We start from the raw sequence: 15878 nt of genomic DNA, 5'->3' as shown, positions 1-15878 counted from the left end.
ACTTGAATTCGAGATATCTTTCACGGTTCTACTTGAAACCACTTTAGTTATACATAAAAACTTACACAATTGTTGAATATTAAATAAATGACGTGATATTTAGCCATTATTTCTTACGGATTCGTTCTAAAAATATAGGTGATATATTTAGTAAGATAGAAACAATTGTCAAAAACCAAAATACCTTTGACATACCAGGTACTACATCCATTATAGCCGCCCAATCTTCTGCATCTATCCACCGATTAAGATAACTGTAATCAGCACAAATTGTTAATGCTGTAAATGATAAAGCCAACGCCATAGCAAGCTTATAATCCTTTCCTGCTGCATACAAAAAAAGATTTATAAAAGTTACCACTATGGCAATAACCCCAAATATTAACCACATTATTACACCCCCACATATTTTTTTTAATGATAACCCTTTTACTTATTAAAGTTTACTAATCTGTCAGTTAAATAGGTTTAACAACTGATATTACTTACGCTTATGTATTAAAGGGCTAATTCTCTATTGAACGATCGCCCCCGTTTGTTAAATACTTGAATTCGAGATATATTCTAACATTCTTAACTTATTATACCTTGGTTAAGGAATGAAAAACTGGCACTTTCCTTCCAGACCTACCGTTTGGTGCACATGCCATCGTCTACCTTATATTCTCTTGAACCTCCGCATAGCGCTCCCATTCGCGAAACGTTTTTCGAAAAAGGCTCTGAATATCACGCAACCGCGTTTTTTCACAACCCTTTTTACTCACCATATCGCATAACGCGATCACATCCATCATTTTCGCTTGCTGCAGCCATTCCGCAGGGAGTTCCCCTCCATGCTTAAGATAACTTGAAATGAATGGGCGCAGGAATGGAGAGTTTTCCACATCCTCATAGCGAAGCATGTTTCCGATGTCATGTAACGGAGAGTGGCTGAACGAAAACTCCCAATCTAAGATGCCCGTCACTTCCACCTCTTCTCCGCCAGTTTTGACGAGAATTTTCAATGGGTTGAAATCGCTATGTACTAAAGAACGCTGCTCCCCAATACGATTCAACAAATAACCCTGCTCATCAGCGAATCGTCTGATTTCCTCAACCATTTCTGAACCTATGTTTTCCTCTACATAGCCCTCACTGATGATATCCTCTAATACACTTCTGAAAGAATCCGCTCCTATCGTCAGAAACTCCTGCACATTCAACTCTTCATCAAAGAACCCTGGTCCGGAGAACTGAATGGAATGCATCTCGGCTAGCCACCTGCCGACTTCGTGTCCGGCAACCGATAATTTATCGGTATCCCCTTCTTTGAACAACTCAGAAAGCTGAAAACCCTCCACCCAATTCAACAAGAGAAAAGGGTACTCGACCCGGGACAAGGAAAAATCATGGTATAGGACTTCCGGAACGGGCAGGTGGTTTTGGACGCGTTCCAGAATCCGCTTTTCGATATGACCTTTAATGCCGCCACCATTGTAGATTCGTAGTACAACATCCTCCCCATTCGTAAGGGAGAGTTTGATATTCGAATTGCTGAGTCCTCCACCGATGGGTTCAACCCCCGTGATCCCTCTGTCAAGCAAGAAGGAATGCAGCATGTTAGATAATGTTTGATTATCCGGGATGATGACCGGAGTCGAGCGTTTCCATCCTGTTTTCATTTCCACCACTCCTCATTTGTTCAGTAGCTTTCTACAAGGAAAACATCAGTACCAGCATACCTGCCCCCCTCTTTTCAGAAAAAAGTATTCCATATAGAAGTTATGATAAAAAACAAGAGTACTGAAACACTACTTAACAAACATATAAAATTAAATATTTCTTAGGGTTTCTTACCATTTTACCCAAATACTTTACTGAGTTTATTTACAATCAATACCCCTATTATCCCACCAAGACTCATCCCAATGAATATAACCCAATCTATTCCTTCATTTGTCCATAAATTAATGGATAATTGGATAATAAACAGACTAAATACAAAATAAGTTAAATATTTTAAAATACCTGTAATTAAAATCTCCTCCAGTAAATTTTTTCAACTGCACCGTCACTCAACAAGCTAACACTTATTAAACCTATACTTATGTATTGAGGGGGCAAGAACGGTATTAAGAAAAAGCCCCCGATTCTTGAAGGCTTAAAATCGAGATAAATCCAAGATATTGAGTATAAACAATCTAACCTACCATGAAAGGCAAGAAAATTAAACCTAATACAATACTCAATACCAATGTAATGATCCAGTCCCTTCTGCTTCTCATATTAAACACAAAGTTAAATATAGAACTTATGAGAAAGCATGCTGAAAATCCAAATAAGAAAAACGCTATGAATTCCATTTCAACACCTCTTTTAAAATAGTGTTAGTTTTTTTAATACAGAAACGCCCTCTATACTTGAAAGCTTAATTTCTAGATAAACTAAATGGGAAGAATTCTTATTTTATCCTCGCACGGAATTTGCAATAAAGAATTGGCCGGTCCATTTTCCAAGTTGGTTCACCTTAATTCCCTATCTTTTTTTTGTTTCCCTTAAAGCCATTGGATTAAGTGTTCATAACACCTTACCCTTGTACCCATTTATTTAATAGTTTTGTTAGCATGAAAAAGCACCCCGTTATGGGGTGCCACAATTTAGTAAAGTTGTTTACTTAAGGATTCAATCTGTTCACATGTTTGTTGCATCTTTTCATTCACCCACGCAGGATACGTTTCTTCATCCCCGCTAATAATCTTTGAAAGGGTTTCCAAGTAAACAATTAGATAATCAAGCCTTGATGATGGGTGCTGCATTCCACCACCTCCCTCCTATCGAACTAATTCGACAGAAAGAATATATTCCCTTCATAATAAAATACTCTAGGGTGAAAGTCGAACTTAGAGCGATAAGTATGGAAAGATGGAAGAGAGTGGCTAAAAGTGGCAGCTTCAAGTATTTTAAAGGAATATCCAACTTCAGGATAATTCGGTAGATTCATCTAAGACTTGGTGAATTCTTTTAAAATGTCCTTTTAGATAGTTCACTTGTAATTAAAATTCGGTTCATTATATCCTCACTTAGAGAAAGAGCCCTTTATCCTGAACTGGAGATATTAGATGATCTTATACCCCAACAAATACATTAGTAATTCCGATTAAATCCACTCTCTTCTTTTCATAATCGTCTAATGTCCTTCGTTTATCATTCTTTGAAATGCCATGTCTTCTTCATCGGTCTTTCTTTTCATTTATATATAACCCCTCTAATCGCAACAATACCATCTCTAAATAACCTTTATGTACACCTTCAATACCGTAAGAATCAAAAAACAATTTAATTCTTGTTTGTATCCGTTCTGCATCCATGTGAAGCATTATAATATTCAGCCTCACTTGCTCTGCTCTGATAAAGTCTACTTATGGGACCAATTATATAAAGGGTACAAGCTTCGTCCCATAGTCTTGGACCAGGAGCTACAACATCAAAGTGGAACAGACAACAGCTACTATAAGGAACATAAGAAAAAACCCACGTCCCCGTCCTCTCCGGTTGACGAAAATAGACTTTGTTGGTACAATTAAAGTTAATTATTCTTGTTCGTGTTTACGAATGAAAGCCTAAGTAACTAGTAAGTAACTTTCGTCTGGAATGAATATGCAGAGCAATAATAGTAATACAATGTGGATCCGTTCCACGCAGGAGGTAACAAGTTATGTTACAAGGTAATGTTAAATGGTTTAATGAAAGTAAAGGTTTCGGTTTTATTGAAGTAGAAGGTCAAGACGATGTATTCGTTCATTTCTCTGCTATTCAAGGCGAAGGTTTCAAAACATTAGAAGAAAATGAGACAGTTTCCTTTGAAATCGTAGAAGGTAACCGTGGACCACAAGCTGCTAACGTTCAAAAATAATCGTTACTAGGTAAAAAGAGACTTCCAAATTTGGAAGTCTCTTTTTTGTATAAATGGGCTTAGGTTATATGAAATATGTATTTGGGAAAACGCTAAACAACTTTGTTAATTCGGCGTAATCCCCATAAATTTATAAGATAATAAAAAACTCTTTATAGGATCAATACTCACTCTCCAATATGGAATAAACTTCTGTATCTCTATACTCGTCCTTTATAAACTCATTCTTCCTTAAAGTACCTTCATAGTTCATGCCTAACTTTTTCATTACCTTTTGAGAACCGAAATTATCTGTATCGGACCTACCCTCAATTCTGTTAAGACAAAGTTCGTTAAAACCATAGCGAACAAGTTCCTGAAGTGCTTCAGTAGCAATTCCTTGTCCCCAATACTCTTCCGATAAAAAGTACCCCAACTCTACGCAGTTATGTTTATTACTCCAATCAATAAAGGCTGCCACAACAATCACTTAGCCTGTTTCATTCCATTCAATGGCACATTCACCAGGTTCACCTTTTTCGTATCCTTTAATTACCATGTTCAGAAACTCTTCGGTTACATCTATTGACTCGTTTACTTCCCATGTCATAGGCCGTGCTATCCAAGTGATATTATGCTAGAGATCATATTAATCCATATCTTTGTATCTTTCAGTATCTTCCTTTGCCACAGTCAGTTTTCAGTTAAACTAGAAATCCGTATACATTTTTTTCTTACGACCGGTAATATTCTAATGCCTAAAAATTTATGGGAAAACTTTTAGTTTCTCTAATATGTTGACAATCCACCCAATGATAAGAAACCCCCCAATATACATTAATAGGGTATAAAAGAAATTCCATGATTGATTATATTCTATTGTTTCTACTAGAAGAGCAAGTATTTCTAAGCTCGCCATACCCCCGATGAATATAATATAGATCCAGAGAGGATTAATGCTTTTGTACACCAGCATATACGTGAACCACGCTCCAGCGATGGTGAAGATACCTAAATCTAAAAATAAGGAATCCAATAGAACAATTGACGGCATATGATTCACTCTCCACAGTCCCATATGAATTCCTGCCTGGTTCAAAACAACCGCAATTAACGCGGTGATAGGTGCCGTTGTATAAAAAATTATCGGTGCTTTTTTATATAAATAAACACCTGTGATCCATGGAATAACAAAGCCTGCGATTATAATAAATGCCACATCTACCACCTCGTGTTAGTACTGTGTCTTTTCTCGTTATTTATACTAGAAGAGATCATGTTTCTAACACACATTATCAGACAGATTCAGATGTTCGATTTTCAGTTCTGCAAGGAATTTCGTAACTCCATTCCCAACCTTTTCATATTTCCTTGAAACTGATTTATCAAATATACTCTCTAAGCCTCTAATTAAACAGGGCGACTATTCTTATTGAATAATCGCCCCCGTTTCTTTAAGACTCGATTTCAAGATAATATGGGCAAATAAAGACTAAGGCACCTTTTATTAGACGAATGAGTTCATGATGATTTCTCTTATAATGTGTATTTAAATAATAATTCTCCATTATTCGGGTCTCTCTCATTCATATACTCGAATCCAATACTTGTATATAGGTTAAAAGCTTGTATATTGTCCTCCGTAATACTTAAATATATAACGTTTACCTCATATTCTTTAGATATTATATCAATCAGTCTTATTATCGCATTTCTACCGTAACCTTTGCCTTGGTTCCTTTTATCTATCATTATTCTATCAAGCCAAGTTTCTTTATTGGGGCCAAAAGAACCGTACATAGCAAATCCAATAATATCTTCTTTACAATATATAGCTACTGGATGCCATTGATGGTAAGTATCGGCTTCTTTCAAACATTCATCTACGGTTTCAATAAATTTTTCTTGTCCAGATTTCAATTTTATATTTCGAACTATGTATTCATTAGTATCATCTATGTCTTTGAAATGTATATTACTCATACTCTTTATTACACCTCCAGTGTATTCAAACTTTATTGATGATGACTGATCTCTTAGCTTAGCTCAACACTATTATCTATATAGATTGGAGAGGGGCAAATCATAACTGGAGATGTTCCCACTTTACTTGAAGACTTGAATTTAAGATAACCTGATGTTGTTTACAGTCACATAATGTAATCAATAGTTTAAGCACATACTTTCACAAAAACATTAACTTAAAAAGAAGGAGAAAAATTCTCCTTCTTTTAGTTGAACAGTTTAGTTGATCAGTTGTTCAAACTCTTCTAAATTTACTTGTTCATAAAATAAGATTCTCTCTAGAGCTAATGTTAAGATGTGTGGGATTTCATTTAACTTTTCGTCTGTAAAGTCTAGATTATTTAACATAATGATGGACTTATTGAAATCTTTATAGCTAATTAAACTAGTACAAAAACCTGCCCAATACCCATCATGTAGCACGATCTCTTTATATCTTGGGTGATTTTCCAATTTCCACCCAAGACCATACCCACCAAAATCCTTATGCAGCCCAGGACAATAACCTGTAGTCACATTTCCTTTTAATGAAGTAGAACTTAATATCATATCAATGGCTTCTTGTGAAAGAAGCTCATTATTGTAAATTGCTTGTTCCCATTTGAGAAGATCAGCTGCAGTGGACTTTATACCACCGTCACCTTTAACACCGTCAAAAAAGTAAACATACTTATGCTCTTTAAGTTGTTGAGGAAGGTAATATATCCCTTTTTCCCAATCGTATATATAGCCTAAAGAAAAATTTTCTAGTCTACTTTCTAAAAACTGGGAATGAGTCGATGTATTAACCATTTCTAGAGGAGTGAATATTCTCTTATTTAAAAATTCATCATAAGTCAAATTAGAAACCATTCCAATTATTTCTGCTAACAGAACATAGCCAGTATTACAATACTCCCATTTTTCATTAACCTTAAATAACACTTCTGGTTTTTCCTTATTTAGGTAATTAATTACATCTTGATTTGTAGCAACCCTACTATGATTCCAGTTTTTTGTATCCTCAAACCACTCCATGTAGTCTGGGAGTCCAGACGTATGGTTTAATAGGTTTTTGATAGTAATGCCTTTATACGGAAGCGAAGGAAAGTATTTTGTAATATCATCATCTAGTCTTAATTTTTTCTCATCATTTAACATCATAATTGCTACTGCCGTGAAGCTTTTTGAAATTGAAGCAATTTCGAAGATTGCATCAATGGTTTGCTGTTTTATTTCTGATTTCTTTCCAACAGCTCTTTTATAAAAAGCTTCACCTTCTTCGGACAATAGTACTACACCACTAAATAAACGGTTACTTTCTAAGTAATCAAATAGCTTTTCAAGTTCTTTATTTCTAACATCTATATTATTCATACTTGTTCCCTCCATTTATGATTTATTAATTGTGCCATAGATCAATCATATTAAGGAGGACCCCTTATTCTAAGTTATATGAAATTAAATTTGTGGTACATAATAAACTCTCCTTTTGGATTATTCTAAAAATTAACCTTGAAGCTCACAATATTTACTGTTCAATATAGGCGCTACTTAAATGAAAAGCGATCATACTTATTACACAATCGCCCCCGTTTTTATAAGACTTGATTTCGAGATATCTTTCTTCGCTTATAAAATCCTATATTATATGTATTATCTTAAGAAGAGCCAAATCAATACTAGAATGACAGCTATTATACTCCAGAAAATAACTTGTTTATTCCTCTAACTTTCGCCTCCTTCTACTAGAATTGATTATTGAGCAATTGCCCCGGTTGTGTAAGACTTGATTCCAAGATATTAAAGCATTCCTTAATAGTCTAAGAACTTACACTTTGTTCTTTATTCCTTCCTCGAACAAATATTTCTTTAAAGCGCCCCCCCTAAAAGCAAAGGAAAACAACTTTCTTACCTTGTAGCGTTCAACCCATTTGTTAATTTATAAACAACTCTGCCAAAAGTAAACTTAACAGGATATAAAGAAAGAATCACTGCAATAATCACACTAAAGGTCTTTATGCCTCCAGTTAAGTGTAATATATCGCTTATCAAGTAACTAGATAATTGCAAGAGACCATAAACAATAACGATTGACGTAACATATGCAAACAAGATGAGAATTACTTGCAGTATAGACATCTGTTTTATCTTTCCAATTTTTTTAATGCTGCCATCGTTAATTGAAAAAGAAATGTACGCCATTGGAAGTAATATTAAATACCAATTCGAATAACCAACCCCTATCCACGAAGCACCCATTCCCAAAAGCAGCCCCCACCCAATTATGTTAAAGATTTTTTTACTCACTTTACCACTCCCATAAGAAAATGATAGACATCTGTATTTCCAAGTTATCTAGGTTGGCGCTGATTCTTATTCCACAGTTGCCCCCTTTTGTTTAAGACTCGATATCAAGATATTTGAGGATATAATATCGTCTATAATTTAAAACCTTAAAATCCACTTCACCTATATCGCACAATCCTTTGGTGATTCATTCACTTCCCTCTGCGGCAATTCCTAACACGCTATATCCAATTATTTCATTTAATTTTTTCGGATCTTTTTCCCTAACAAAAGTGCTGCAATTATAAATGTCACGACAAACAAGGATTGTGCAATATTTGGTCCCCAGTTTAAAGTGTCATGTCTAATATAATCCGCTATAACTAACCAGGCTGTAAAAAGAATAACTCCTACAATATAAATTATACTTGTTCTAATAATAACTCCCTCTCAATCAACTTCATTTTTGAAATTCATTTACTTAATAGAAAAAGCTAATGTGGAACTCCTCTTAAACAGATACACTTTATGGCGTGACTTATACCAGTCCCCAAAAATCTGTGGTTAATATCGATATGTATATCAGAAGGATAAATGTCATCTCCAAAATGGTTACTTTATAAGCATTAGAGTTTTGTGCATACTTTCGTTCCATTACAGCTCTTCCTAATTCCGCCACAACAAGAAATACAATAATTATATACCACGGCTGTAAAAACCAATATGTATTTGCTGGATAGCTCATAATGTTTATGCTATATCCTAAAATTAGACTGATTACAGCAATAATTCTTATTATCCAATCAATCCTTTTATGTTTTTCATTAACGTGGTTGTAGGAAAGTATCCTCTTTCTCTCCACCTTTAACCATTTTCTAATTATTGTGTTAAAAGAAACCAATAATACACTAACTATAGTTAACATAATCAATAACCCCAACCAAAAATCAGAATCCAGACCATAACCTAACATAATGTGCCTCCTTGCATTATCTGTATCGGGTTATGTTGAATGAACTTTATAAACAACTTTCTGTCCATATAATATCCCTCCTTATATTTATTAATTGCATCCTTAATCTAATAAGAAAGGTATTCTCAATATTGAAGTAAAGCCCCTGTTTCTTGAAGAATTGAATTCAAGATATTACTAATTTTGCTACGTGCAATTTGGCTACAAACCGTGGTATTATGACAAGCTCACAATCTCAATATTGTCTAAAAAAATCTTTCAGTTAACTGTCTTATTATATCAAGGAAGACTAATCAAAAAGGTATGTTAATAATTAATGGAAATGCTAAATAAAATAATGTGTTAATGTCTTTCCTTGCACTCTTATCTAGAAACAATAAAATGCAAATAGTGAATATAGGATATAACAGAAAACCAATAATCAACGAAGCGTTGAGAATATCCTTAGGACTGTTGCCGAGGACAGAAAATAAAGAATAAAAACCTATTTCTGATATGGAAAAGATACCTATTGCCCACCAAAACCATTCAGGTTGCTTCCATTCTCTCATAACTTATTCCCCTCCGATCCTCTATATTAGAGAAACGCCCAAGCTTGCGGAAGACTGGTTTAAAGTTGTTTTATCATCACGTAATTGCACATATTAACTATATTTGTTTTGACACCCAAACGAGCATCACTCCAAATAAAATAGCTAAAAAAGAGACTATTAAAAATATCCCTCCAAGAAATATAGATGGAATAAAGTAGCATGTAGCCACAACTACTATGAACCAGCCTATTAAGTATGAAAAGCTTGAGAATAAATCAATTAAGTATTTTATAGAAACGTCCCCCTTTACTGTAAGAATTGATTTCAAGATAAATTGCTAAAACTTAGACCAAACCACCGTTGAAACGAGTTCTTTATAGTACATTAACTAATTCTTTTATAACTACTAAAGACATAACAATAGCTGTAACAACATATAAATATCCACTTCTATCATGCTGATCCTTGACTTTTTCAATTCCTAATAACAAGAACGTAACCAGCAAAAAAGAGAATATTCCATATTTAGGTATTTGAACATCTTCTATAAAAAAATACAATACCACTAGTCCTATACCTATAATGGCAAATATGAAGTTTACCTTTTTAAGTACGTTCAACTATTCCTACCTCCTTAGCTTTTCTTTGACTAAAGCCCCCCTATAACGTAAGACTTGATTTGGAGATATTTTAAGGACTTTCCAATACGGGGCTAATAGATGAATACTCTAAGTTACCTCTTCTACTTCAAATTCTAACTTGTCTAAATCCCATACTTCTTCTTCATAATTTTTAATAGCTTTTGCCTGCACTTTTTGTCCTTCCTCATATTCATTGGGATTGGAAACTCTTATAGTTAGTGAATTTGGTTGTTTTTCAAATTCATATAACTCTGTTAAGGATTCTGCATCATCAACTGTAAACGATCCTACAATTTCGATTTCCATATTCCCACTTTTATCATTAATCTCTGTTATATTCCCAAGAAGAAATGTTCCTGCTTTATTTTGGGAACACCCCATTAAAGTAATAGCTAAAATCACAATAATGAAAGTCATCTTGCTTTTAGACATTAGGCAACCTCCTTGCATTGCAATTATTCTATAATCGCTCTTTTAAGCATTCGCCCCCGTTTGTTTAAGACTCAGTTTCAAGATATTTTAAGAATAAAATGTTTATTCATTAGTCAAAGTACACCTGAACCGTTCAACTCCAGGATACTTTTCTCCTAAACTTGTTATTTCAAAACCATAATTCTTATAGAAATTCACAGCCTCACTATCGGTTTCGGCTAAGACAGTTTCGAACAAATATTTTTCTAAAATGAAGTTAATCATTTTAGTTCCTACATTATTGTTTCTGTATTTTGTCGACACTGCAATATGCTTTATTTCACATCGCCTTTGCGTAAATAATTCAATTCCGATACATCCTACAACCTCATCTGCAAGGTAATAGCAATAAAGTTTTCTGGTCGGCGATTTCATATACAAATTATATTCTTGGATAATATTTCTTTCTGAGGTTGCAAATGATAAGAGGTTCCACATATCATGGTGTATTTCCATCGATTTTACTTCTTCCACAAAAACACTCCCTACTAAAATAACCTGATTTAATTATAAAAGCGATCGGCCATATTGGATAAACGCCCTTTTAGTTGAAGACAACTTTTTATCCAAGAATCAATAAAAGCACAAAAAATACCACGTTGGAAATTAGAAAAAATAGTTGCTGCCTAAGAAGTCACTTTTCTTATTATCCTCTTAAGGAACTCTTCATCATGCGAATAAACAAATCGATCTGAATGAAATATAATCTGCTCATTTATTTTCCTCATATGCTTACCACCGATTTTTTTAAACTTCTCCTCATTAGAATTAATATTGAGTGCTAATTTAGGGGTTAAAGGGAATACTCCTCCTTGAATAGGAAAATAAGGGTCGTTTATCTCCCTTTCAAGTATTACTGGGTTATCAGAAGTAAGGAAGTAATTATTTTTGGGTGCCACAAGATAGCTCCAGTTTTGTGAAGCAATCTCATTCGCAAAATCAATTAATTTCCATGGAATAAAGAGGATAAAACAGTTTTTATTTACCTCTGTGCTAACCTCTTCAAAGTTCCCTTCTGATTTCTCAATAAATTCTTCATATGTAATATACTTATCTCCTTCAAGAAATTCTTGTTTGAAAATACTTAGAGCATTACTATCAAACCACTCTCCAGAAACACCATACTTAAATGCCTGCTCAATTTCCGTAGATATTTTTTCTTTCATACTTACAGTCCTTAATTTTTGTGAAGAAACAAATATACTAAATTCTCTTTTCTGATAATCGCTCAACATATTGTTATTTTCTAGCGGTTCGACACTTTTACGGAACAACGGTTCAATATCTTTACCGAATAAAAGTTCTGCGTCATAATGTTTTTCCCCAGCATTCTCTTCATCAATAAAAGTATAAAAATCATTTATGACAGGGGTTTTTGCTATGCGTTGTTCCCTAATATGCTTTGACTCTTTCTGACACACCCAAATTTTTTCCTGCTTTTTAGGTGAGGTTGTCTTGAATTGACGAAGATATGTTTGAGGAACTATATGTTGTTTAATTGGTAAATTCAATTACTCACACCCTTTATACATTAAAGCTGTCGTCACAAGGCCACCTTAACTATATCATCTATTAATGATCACTTGTTAATTTATCCCACCTATTAAACCCTTCTGTTCTAACTCTCTTAGGATTAATGTACAATATTCGAACTCCTTGATGCACAATCCCATATTTCAGCACCAAGTTGACAAGGGGAGGCTAGCTACTAATTAGATACATTCTACATAATATCTGAAATTGGATGTTCAACTAACTTGATCCAAAAACTAACGGGGGCAATTCTGCTATTAAAGAATTGCCCCCGTTTATGTAAGACTCAGCTTCAAGATAATATTAGAGCCTCTAAATATTTATTCTTTGCTATCTATATGTGAATGCGCAAGCCATAAGAGAAATTCTCTTTCCTTTTCTGTTAATTCACGCTCCAAGTTTTTCGTGTACTCTTGGACTAGATGCTCATAAAAAGAATTTGACTTCACTCACTACTTCCTCCATTAAATATAAATTACATTCCAACCAATATTTTACTTTAATAATGTATTTTATGGAAGATGATGCGTAGAATTATTTTTCCAAAGCCAGGGTAACCATCAATTGTTCGAACTTGACTATCTTTAACCCCCACTTAGGTGCCTAGATAAGTGTTTATAACACTTATCTAGGCGTCTAATCTCTCTTATTTACTTCATGGGCCGCTCTTATTCCAGATTCAATAGCCCCTTCAATCCATCCATGAAAATCGGATGGTCCTTCCCCCGCAAAGTGTAACCGACCTTCCGTTTTTTTCATCACAGCGCTGAAGTTTTCCCCTTGTCCTGGAAGAAATAGAGTAAAAGCCCCTGCTGAAAAAGGATTCAATGCCCAGTCGTAAGCCACAGTCGTTAAGTACTCCTTGTATACAACATTTCCATATATTTTAGCAAGATCTGTGAGCGCTTCTTTGACTTTTCCCTCCAATGATAAACTTGTCCATAACTCTGAATCATGCCCCCAAGTGTAGCTCGCTAATAAAACGGCTGGTCCAGGAGTCCCCCTACCATGACTTGGTATGTAAGAATACCTTGTTGGTTGATCTGTGACTGCATTGCCAACACCAATCCTCTCCCAAAAACGGTTTTTAAACTCTATTCCTATCTTCACAGCATTGATTGAATTCAGTTCCCTAATGATTTGGTACTTATCAAACGATATAGAATCATAAGGGTAAATATCCACGAATTGTATTAAAGGGAATGGGATCGTTATCACTGAATAATTCCCCTCAAAAACACAAATCTGGTTTGTCAAAGTATTCTTAGTCTGAACTCTTATGCCACCTTTTGTGTTATAAATTCGTTCAACTTGTTGGTTAAAGCATATGTTACTTTTCAGGCCGGGATAGAATGACCAAGGTAAGCGATCATTCCCACCTGTGATTTCTACAAAATCTATTTCTTGACTAAAAATAGGGAACGCAATATCGGTCAATATATCAATAAAGGAATACTCCGGAAAACCCTCAATACCTAAAAGAACAGCAATTTTCCTAATAGCCCCGTCAGAGAGACTAATACCATAAGGATTAAACTTTAAGAATTCTCTCATTGAGTACTGCGAAAACCTATCTCTTAACTTTTCTTGTTCTTGAGGTGGGCTGCCGTAGTATAAGTCACGGAACGGCTGGGTGGCTTCTAAAAAAAGCTCCTGGGCTGTCTTACCTCTTTCGCTCTGTTTTAATGGATATTCTAAGACATCTGGATTTAACTCATAATACTTCCTAGTAGTAAGAACATTATTAGCATAAATTAAGTCGTTAGGGTTCGTGTTGAAGAACGGGTTTACTGGTAAACGGAATTTATGTATATACTCCATAGCCAACTTATGATTTGATGGTATTCTCATTGCACCGACGTCAAAATAATTCCCGGGTGCAAAAAAAGGGGAACGAATCGTATAAACCCTTCCTCCTACGCGATTGTTTGCTTCTAAAATTGTAACGTGGTGGTCAGCTTGCTTAAGTAAAGAACCTGCAACAAGACCGGACATCCCTGCTCCTATAATGATTATTTTCTTTTTGTTACTCTTTCCACCAATAGGTAATCCGTTTCTAATAATAGAAAGCATATCAAATGGATATTGCAGAACACTTTCATACCTCATTTCTATCCCCCCTTCTTACACGGATATTCAAACTTCAATAAAATATCCCAATGACATGAAGGGTGTTTATAATTCGTTAGGTGTGATGCCAATTTAAGATAGGATAAGTGTTTTTTCTTGTGCAATACTAATAATGCTCTGTATATTAATAGCGACCAAACCATTAGACAGAGTACCTCCATCTCATTGAGTTGGGGGTTTCTTTCATTTTAAAAAAACTCACTCTAATTTGAGTGAGCGATTCAATCTAACTTCCGATATATTTGACTATATAAAAAGACCCGCCTGGGGTTAGAAGGCGGGTCAGCTCTGTTATTGGACAATCGTTAGCATTTAGGTAATAAACAGAGTAAATGCATTTTACCAATAAAAGGATTAAAAATCAAAAACCTTAAAGCTAACCATTATTTCAGCACCCTAAGAGATAGCACTTATAAAACTATCGCCCCCGTTAACGTAAGACTCGAAGTCGAGATATATTTGGGATAATGGGACTTGTTACAAAAAACAAGATTTTACTTATTGTAGGAGCTCGTAGTATAGGAACGGTCCAATAAATACCCTTATTAGTCGATACTTTTTTTGCTGAAATCATTAAAAACATAGGTCTTCGGGTTTCATCTTTCATTTCTGGTACACTCTTTAACATTTCATTAGAGGGTATGGGCTCTTCGACTGTTTTTATTTTAAATCCTGCATCAATTATGTCATTTATATAAGTCGAGAGGGTTCGGTGGTATTTGATTACATTCTCAGTTAAAAAAGTGGTTTTACGTAAGCCTTCCGTTTGGTAATTATCTACTGGCCAATGTAGTATATTTCCCTGTTCATCGAAGTACCAGTCCTGTTCACTTCGAGAAGTAAAGATGGGATGCTCAACGGAGAAAAGAAAAGTCCCTCCAGGTTTTAAACAATCGTAGACTTTTTGGCAAGTTATTTTAAATGCCTTAATATAGTGAAAAGCCAGCGAGTTAATAACCACATCAAATTGAGACTCAGTAAATTTTATGTCTTCAATTGGCATTTTTATAAACGAAATGGCTGGGTCATTTGTGTTTTCACGAGCTTTTTGAAGCATATTTTCAGATATGTCTACACCTATCACTGAACTTGCTTGCTGTTCTCGAGCATATCGGCAATGCCACCCAAAACCGCATCCCAAGTCAAGAACAGTCTTATTTCGTAACTCTGGCATTAGTCCTCTTAAAACATGCCATTCTCCAGCTGCTTCAAGCCCCTTGACTGACCGTGGCATTTTTTTATAAGCAGAAAAGAAATTTGCATTATCATATTTGTTTTGTTTCATAATCGTTTCATCTCCAATTTTAAGGTAGCCTCCTAAAAAGAGTAAAACATCATTACTTATAGGAGGATATTTACCTTCTTCTAAACATTTCGCTTAATGCCCCCTCGTATAACGGAAAAAAGGACAATCCCTTCATAAAGCACCATGT

General features: G+C 34.8%; 15 protein-coding genes and 1 pseudogene. 1 reads left to right on the top strand and 15 read right to left on the bottom strand.

The annotated features are described in order from the left end of the window. Positions 1-106: 106 nt before the first annotated feature. From GLW00_RS12025 to GLW00_RS12015, 3 genes are all read right to left on the bottom strand, one after another. The gene (locus GLW00_RS12025; RefSeq protein ID WP_160914378.1) at positions 107-391 is read right to left on the bottom strand and encodes a hypothetical protein; all 285 of its coding nucleotides are present in this window, start codon (positions 389-391) and stop codon (positions 107-109) included. A gap of 262 nt (positions 392-653) precedes the next feature. Beyond that, the gene (locus tag GLW00_RS12020) at positions 654-1661 is read right to left on the bottom strand and encodes a phosphotransferase family protein (RefSeq protein ID WP_160914377.1); all 1008 of its coding nucleotides are present in this window, start codon (positions 1659-1661) and stop codon (positions 654-656) included. 975 nt (positions 1662-2636) lie between these two features. Further along, on the bottom strand, positions 2637-2795 hold the full coding sequence (locus GLW00_RS12015) for a hypothetical protein (protein WP_160914375.1): 159 nt from the start codon (positions 2793-2795) through the stop codon (positions 2637-2639). 899 nt (positions 2796-3694) lie between these two features. On the opposite strand from GLW00_RS12015, the gene GLW00_RS12010 reads away from it, so the two are divergent. Further along, entirely contained in the window at positions 3695-3892 is a 198-nt protein-coding gene (locus tag GLW00_RS12010; protein WP_035543224.1) for a cold-shock protein, read from the top strand. A 160-nt stretch (positions 3893-4052) separates the two neighbouring features. Here the strand turns inward: GLW00_RS12010 and GLW00_RS20685 are convergent, their stop codons facing one another. From GLW00_RS20685 to GLW00_RS11950, 12 genes and pseudogenes are all read right to left on the bottom strand, one after another. Then, positions 4053-4361 carry a GNAT family N-acetyltransferase gene (locus GLW00_RS20685; protein WP_335808473.1) on the bottom strand — a complete coding sequence of 103 codons (309 nt, stop codon included), beginning with the start codon at positions 4359-4361 and terminating at the stop codon, positions 4053-4055. A 276-nt stretch (positions 4362-4637) separates the two neighbouring features. Continuing rightward, on the bottom strand, positions 4638-5090 hold the full coding sequence (locus tag GLW00_RS12000; protein ID WP_160914373.1) for a hypothetical protein: 453 nt from the start codon (positions 5088-5090) through the stop codon (positions 4638-4640). A 317-nt stretch (positions 5091-5407) separates the two neighbouring features. Beyond that, positions 5408-5854 (bottom strand): GNAT family N-acetyltransferase, encoded by a 447-nt coding sequence (locus GLW00_RS11995; RefSeq protein WP_160914371.1) that lies wholly within the window; start codon positions 5852-5854, stop codon positions 5408-5410. Between the two features lie 261 nt (positions 5855-6115). Beyond that, positions 6116-7252: a serine hydrolase domain-containing protein gene (locus GLW00_RS11990; protein ID WP_160914369.1), complete on the bottom strand. Its 1137-nt coding sequence runs from the start codon at positions 7250-7252 to the stop codon at positions 6116-6118. Between the two features lie 534 nt (positions 7253-7786). Beyond that, positions 7787-8185 (bottom strand): disulfide bond formation protein DsbD, encoded by a 399-nt coding sequence (locus tag GLW00_RS11985; RefSeq protein ID WP_160914367.1) that lies wholly within the window; start codon positions 8183-8185, stop codon positions 7787-7789. 517 nt (positions 8186-8702) lie between these two features. Continuing rightward, the gene (locus GLW00_RS11980; protein WP_160914365.1) at positions 8703-9137 is read right to left on the bottom strand and encodes a DUF4181 domain-containing protein; all 435 of its coding nucleotides are present in this window, start codon (positions 9135-9137) and stop codon (positions 8703-8705) included. A gap of 907 nt (positions 9138-10044) precedes the next feature. Continuing rightward, positions 10045-10290 (bottom strand): hypothetical protein, encoded by a 246-nt coding sequence (locus GLW00_RS11975; RefSeq protein ID WP_160914363.1) that lies wholly within the window; start codon positions 10288-10290, stop codon positions 10045-10047. A gap of 108 nt (positions 10291-10398) precedes the next feature. Continuing rightward, positions 10399-10743: a hypothetical protein gene (locus GLW00_RS11970; RefSeq protein ID WP_160914361.1), complete on the bottom strand. Its 345-nt coding sequence runs from the start codon at positions 10741-10743 to the stop codon at positions 10399-10401. Positions 10744-10845: 102 nt separating this feature from the next. Beyond that, positions 10846-11256, bottom strand: coding sequence for a GNAT family N-acetyltransferase (locus GLW00_RS11965; protein ID WP_160914359.1), 411 nt, complete (start codon positions 11254-11256; stop codon positions 10846-10848). A 152-nt stretch (positions 11257-11408) separates the two neighbouring features. After that, entirely contained in the window at positions 11409-12293 is an 885-nt protein-coding gene (locus tag GLW00_RS11960; protein WP_160914357.1) for a DUF4238 domain-containing protein, read from the bottom strand. Between the two features lie 658 nt (positions 12294-12951). After that, complete coding sequence (locus GLW00_RS11955; RefSeq protein ID WP_160914355.1) at positions 12952-14424, bottom strand: flavin monoamine oxidase family protein; 1473 nt, start codon at positions 14422-14424, stop codon at positions 12952-12954. 577 nt (positions 14425-15001) lie between these two features. Beyond that, a pseudogene (locus GLW00_RS11950) lies at positions 15002-15730 on the bottom strand (class I SAM-dependent methyltransferase); the annotation flags it as partial. Positions 15731-15878: the final 148 nt, after the last annotated feature.

This window comes from Halobacillus litoralis (genome assembly GCF_009856445.1).
GTDB lineage: Bacteria > Bacillota > Bacilli > Bacillales > Halobacillaceae > Halobacillus > Halobacillus litoralis.
Note: the sequence above shows the minus strand (reverse complement) of the source record. Positions and strands in the feature narration are given on the sequence as shown.

Bases quoted from the DNA above. Each gene is read 5' to 3' on its own strand.
- GLW00_RS12025 (WP_160914378.1), bottom strand. From the start codon at position 391: ATGTGGTTAATATTTGGGGTTATTGCCATAGTGGTAACTTTTATAAAT.
- GLW00_RS12020 (WP_160914377.1), bottom strand. From the start codon at position 1,661: ATGAAAACAGGATGGAAACGCTCGACTCCGGTCATCATCCCGGATAAT.
- GLW00_RS12015 (WP_160914375.1), bottom strand. From the start codon at position 2,795: ATGCAGCACCCATCATCAAGGCTTGATTATCTAATTGTTTACTTGGAA.
- GLW00_RS12010 (WP_035543224.1), top strand. From the start codon at position 3,695: ATGTTACAAGGTAATGTTAAATGGTTTAATGAAAGTAAAGGTTTCGGT.
- GLW00_RS11995 (WP_160914371.1), bottom strand. From the start codon at position 5,854: ATGAGTAATATACATTTCAAAGACATAGATGATACTAATGAATACATA.
- GLW00_RS11990 (WP_160914369.1), bottom strand. From the start codon at position 7,252: ATGAATAATATAGATGTTAGAAATAAAGAACTTGAAAAGCTATTTGAT.
- GLW00_RS11980 (WP_160914365.1), bottom strand. From the start codon at position 9,137: ATGTTAGGTTATGGTCTGGATTCTGATTTTTGGTTGGGGTTATTGATT.
- GLW00_RS11970 (WP_160914361.1), bottom strand. From the start codon at position 10,743: ATGTCTAAAAGCAAGATGACTTTCATTATTGTGATTTTAGCTATTACT.
- GLW00_RS11955 (WP_160914355.1), bottom strand. From the start codon at position 14,424: ATGAGGTATGAAAGTGTTCTGCAATATCCATTTGATATGCTTTCTATT.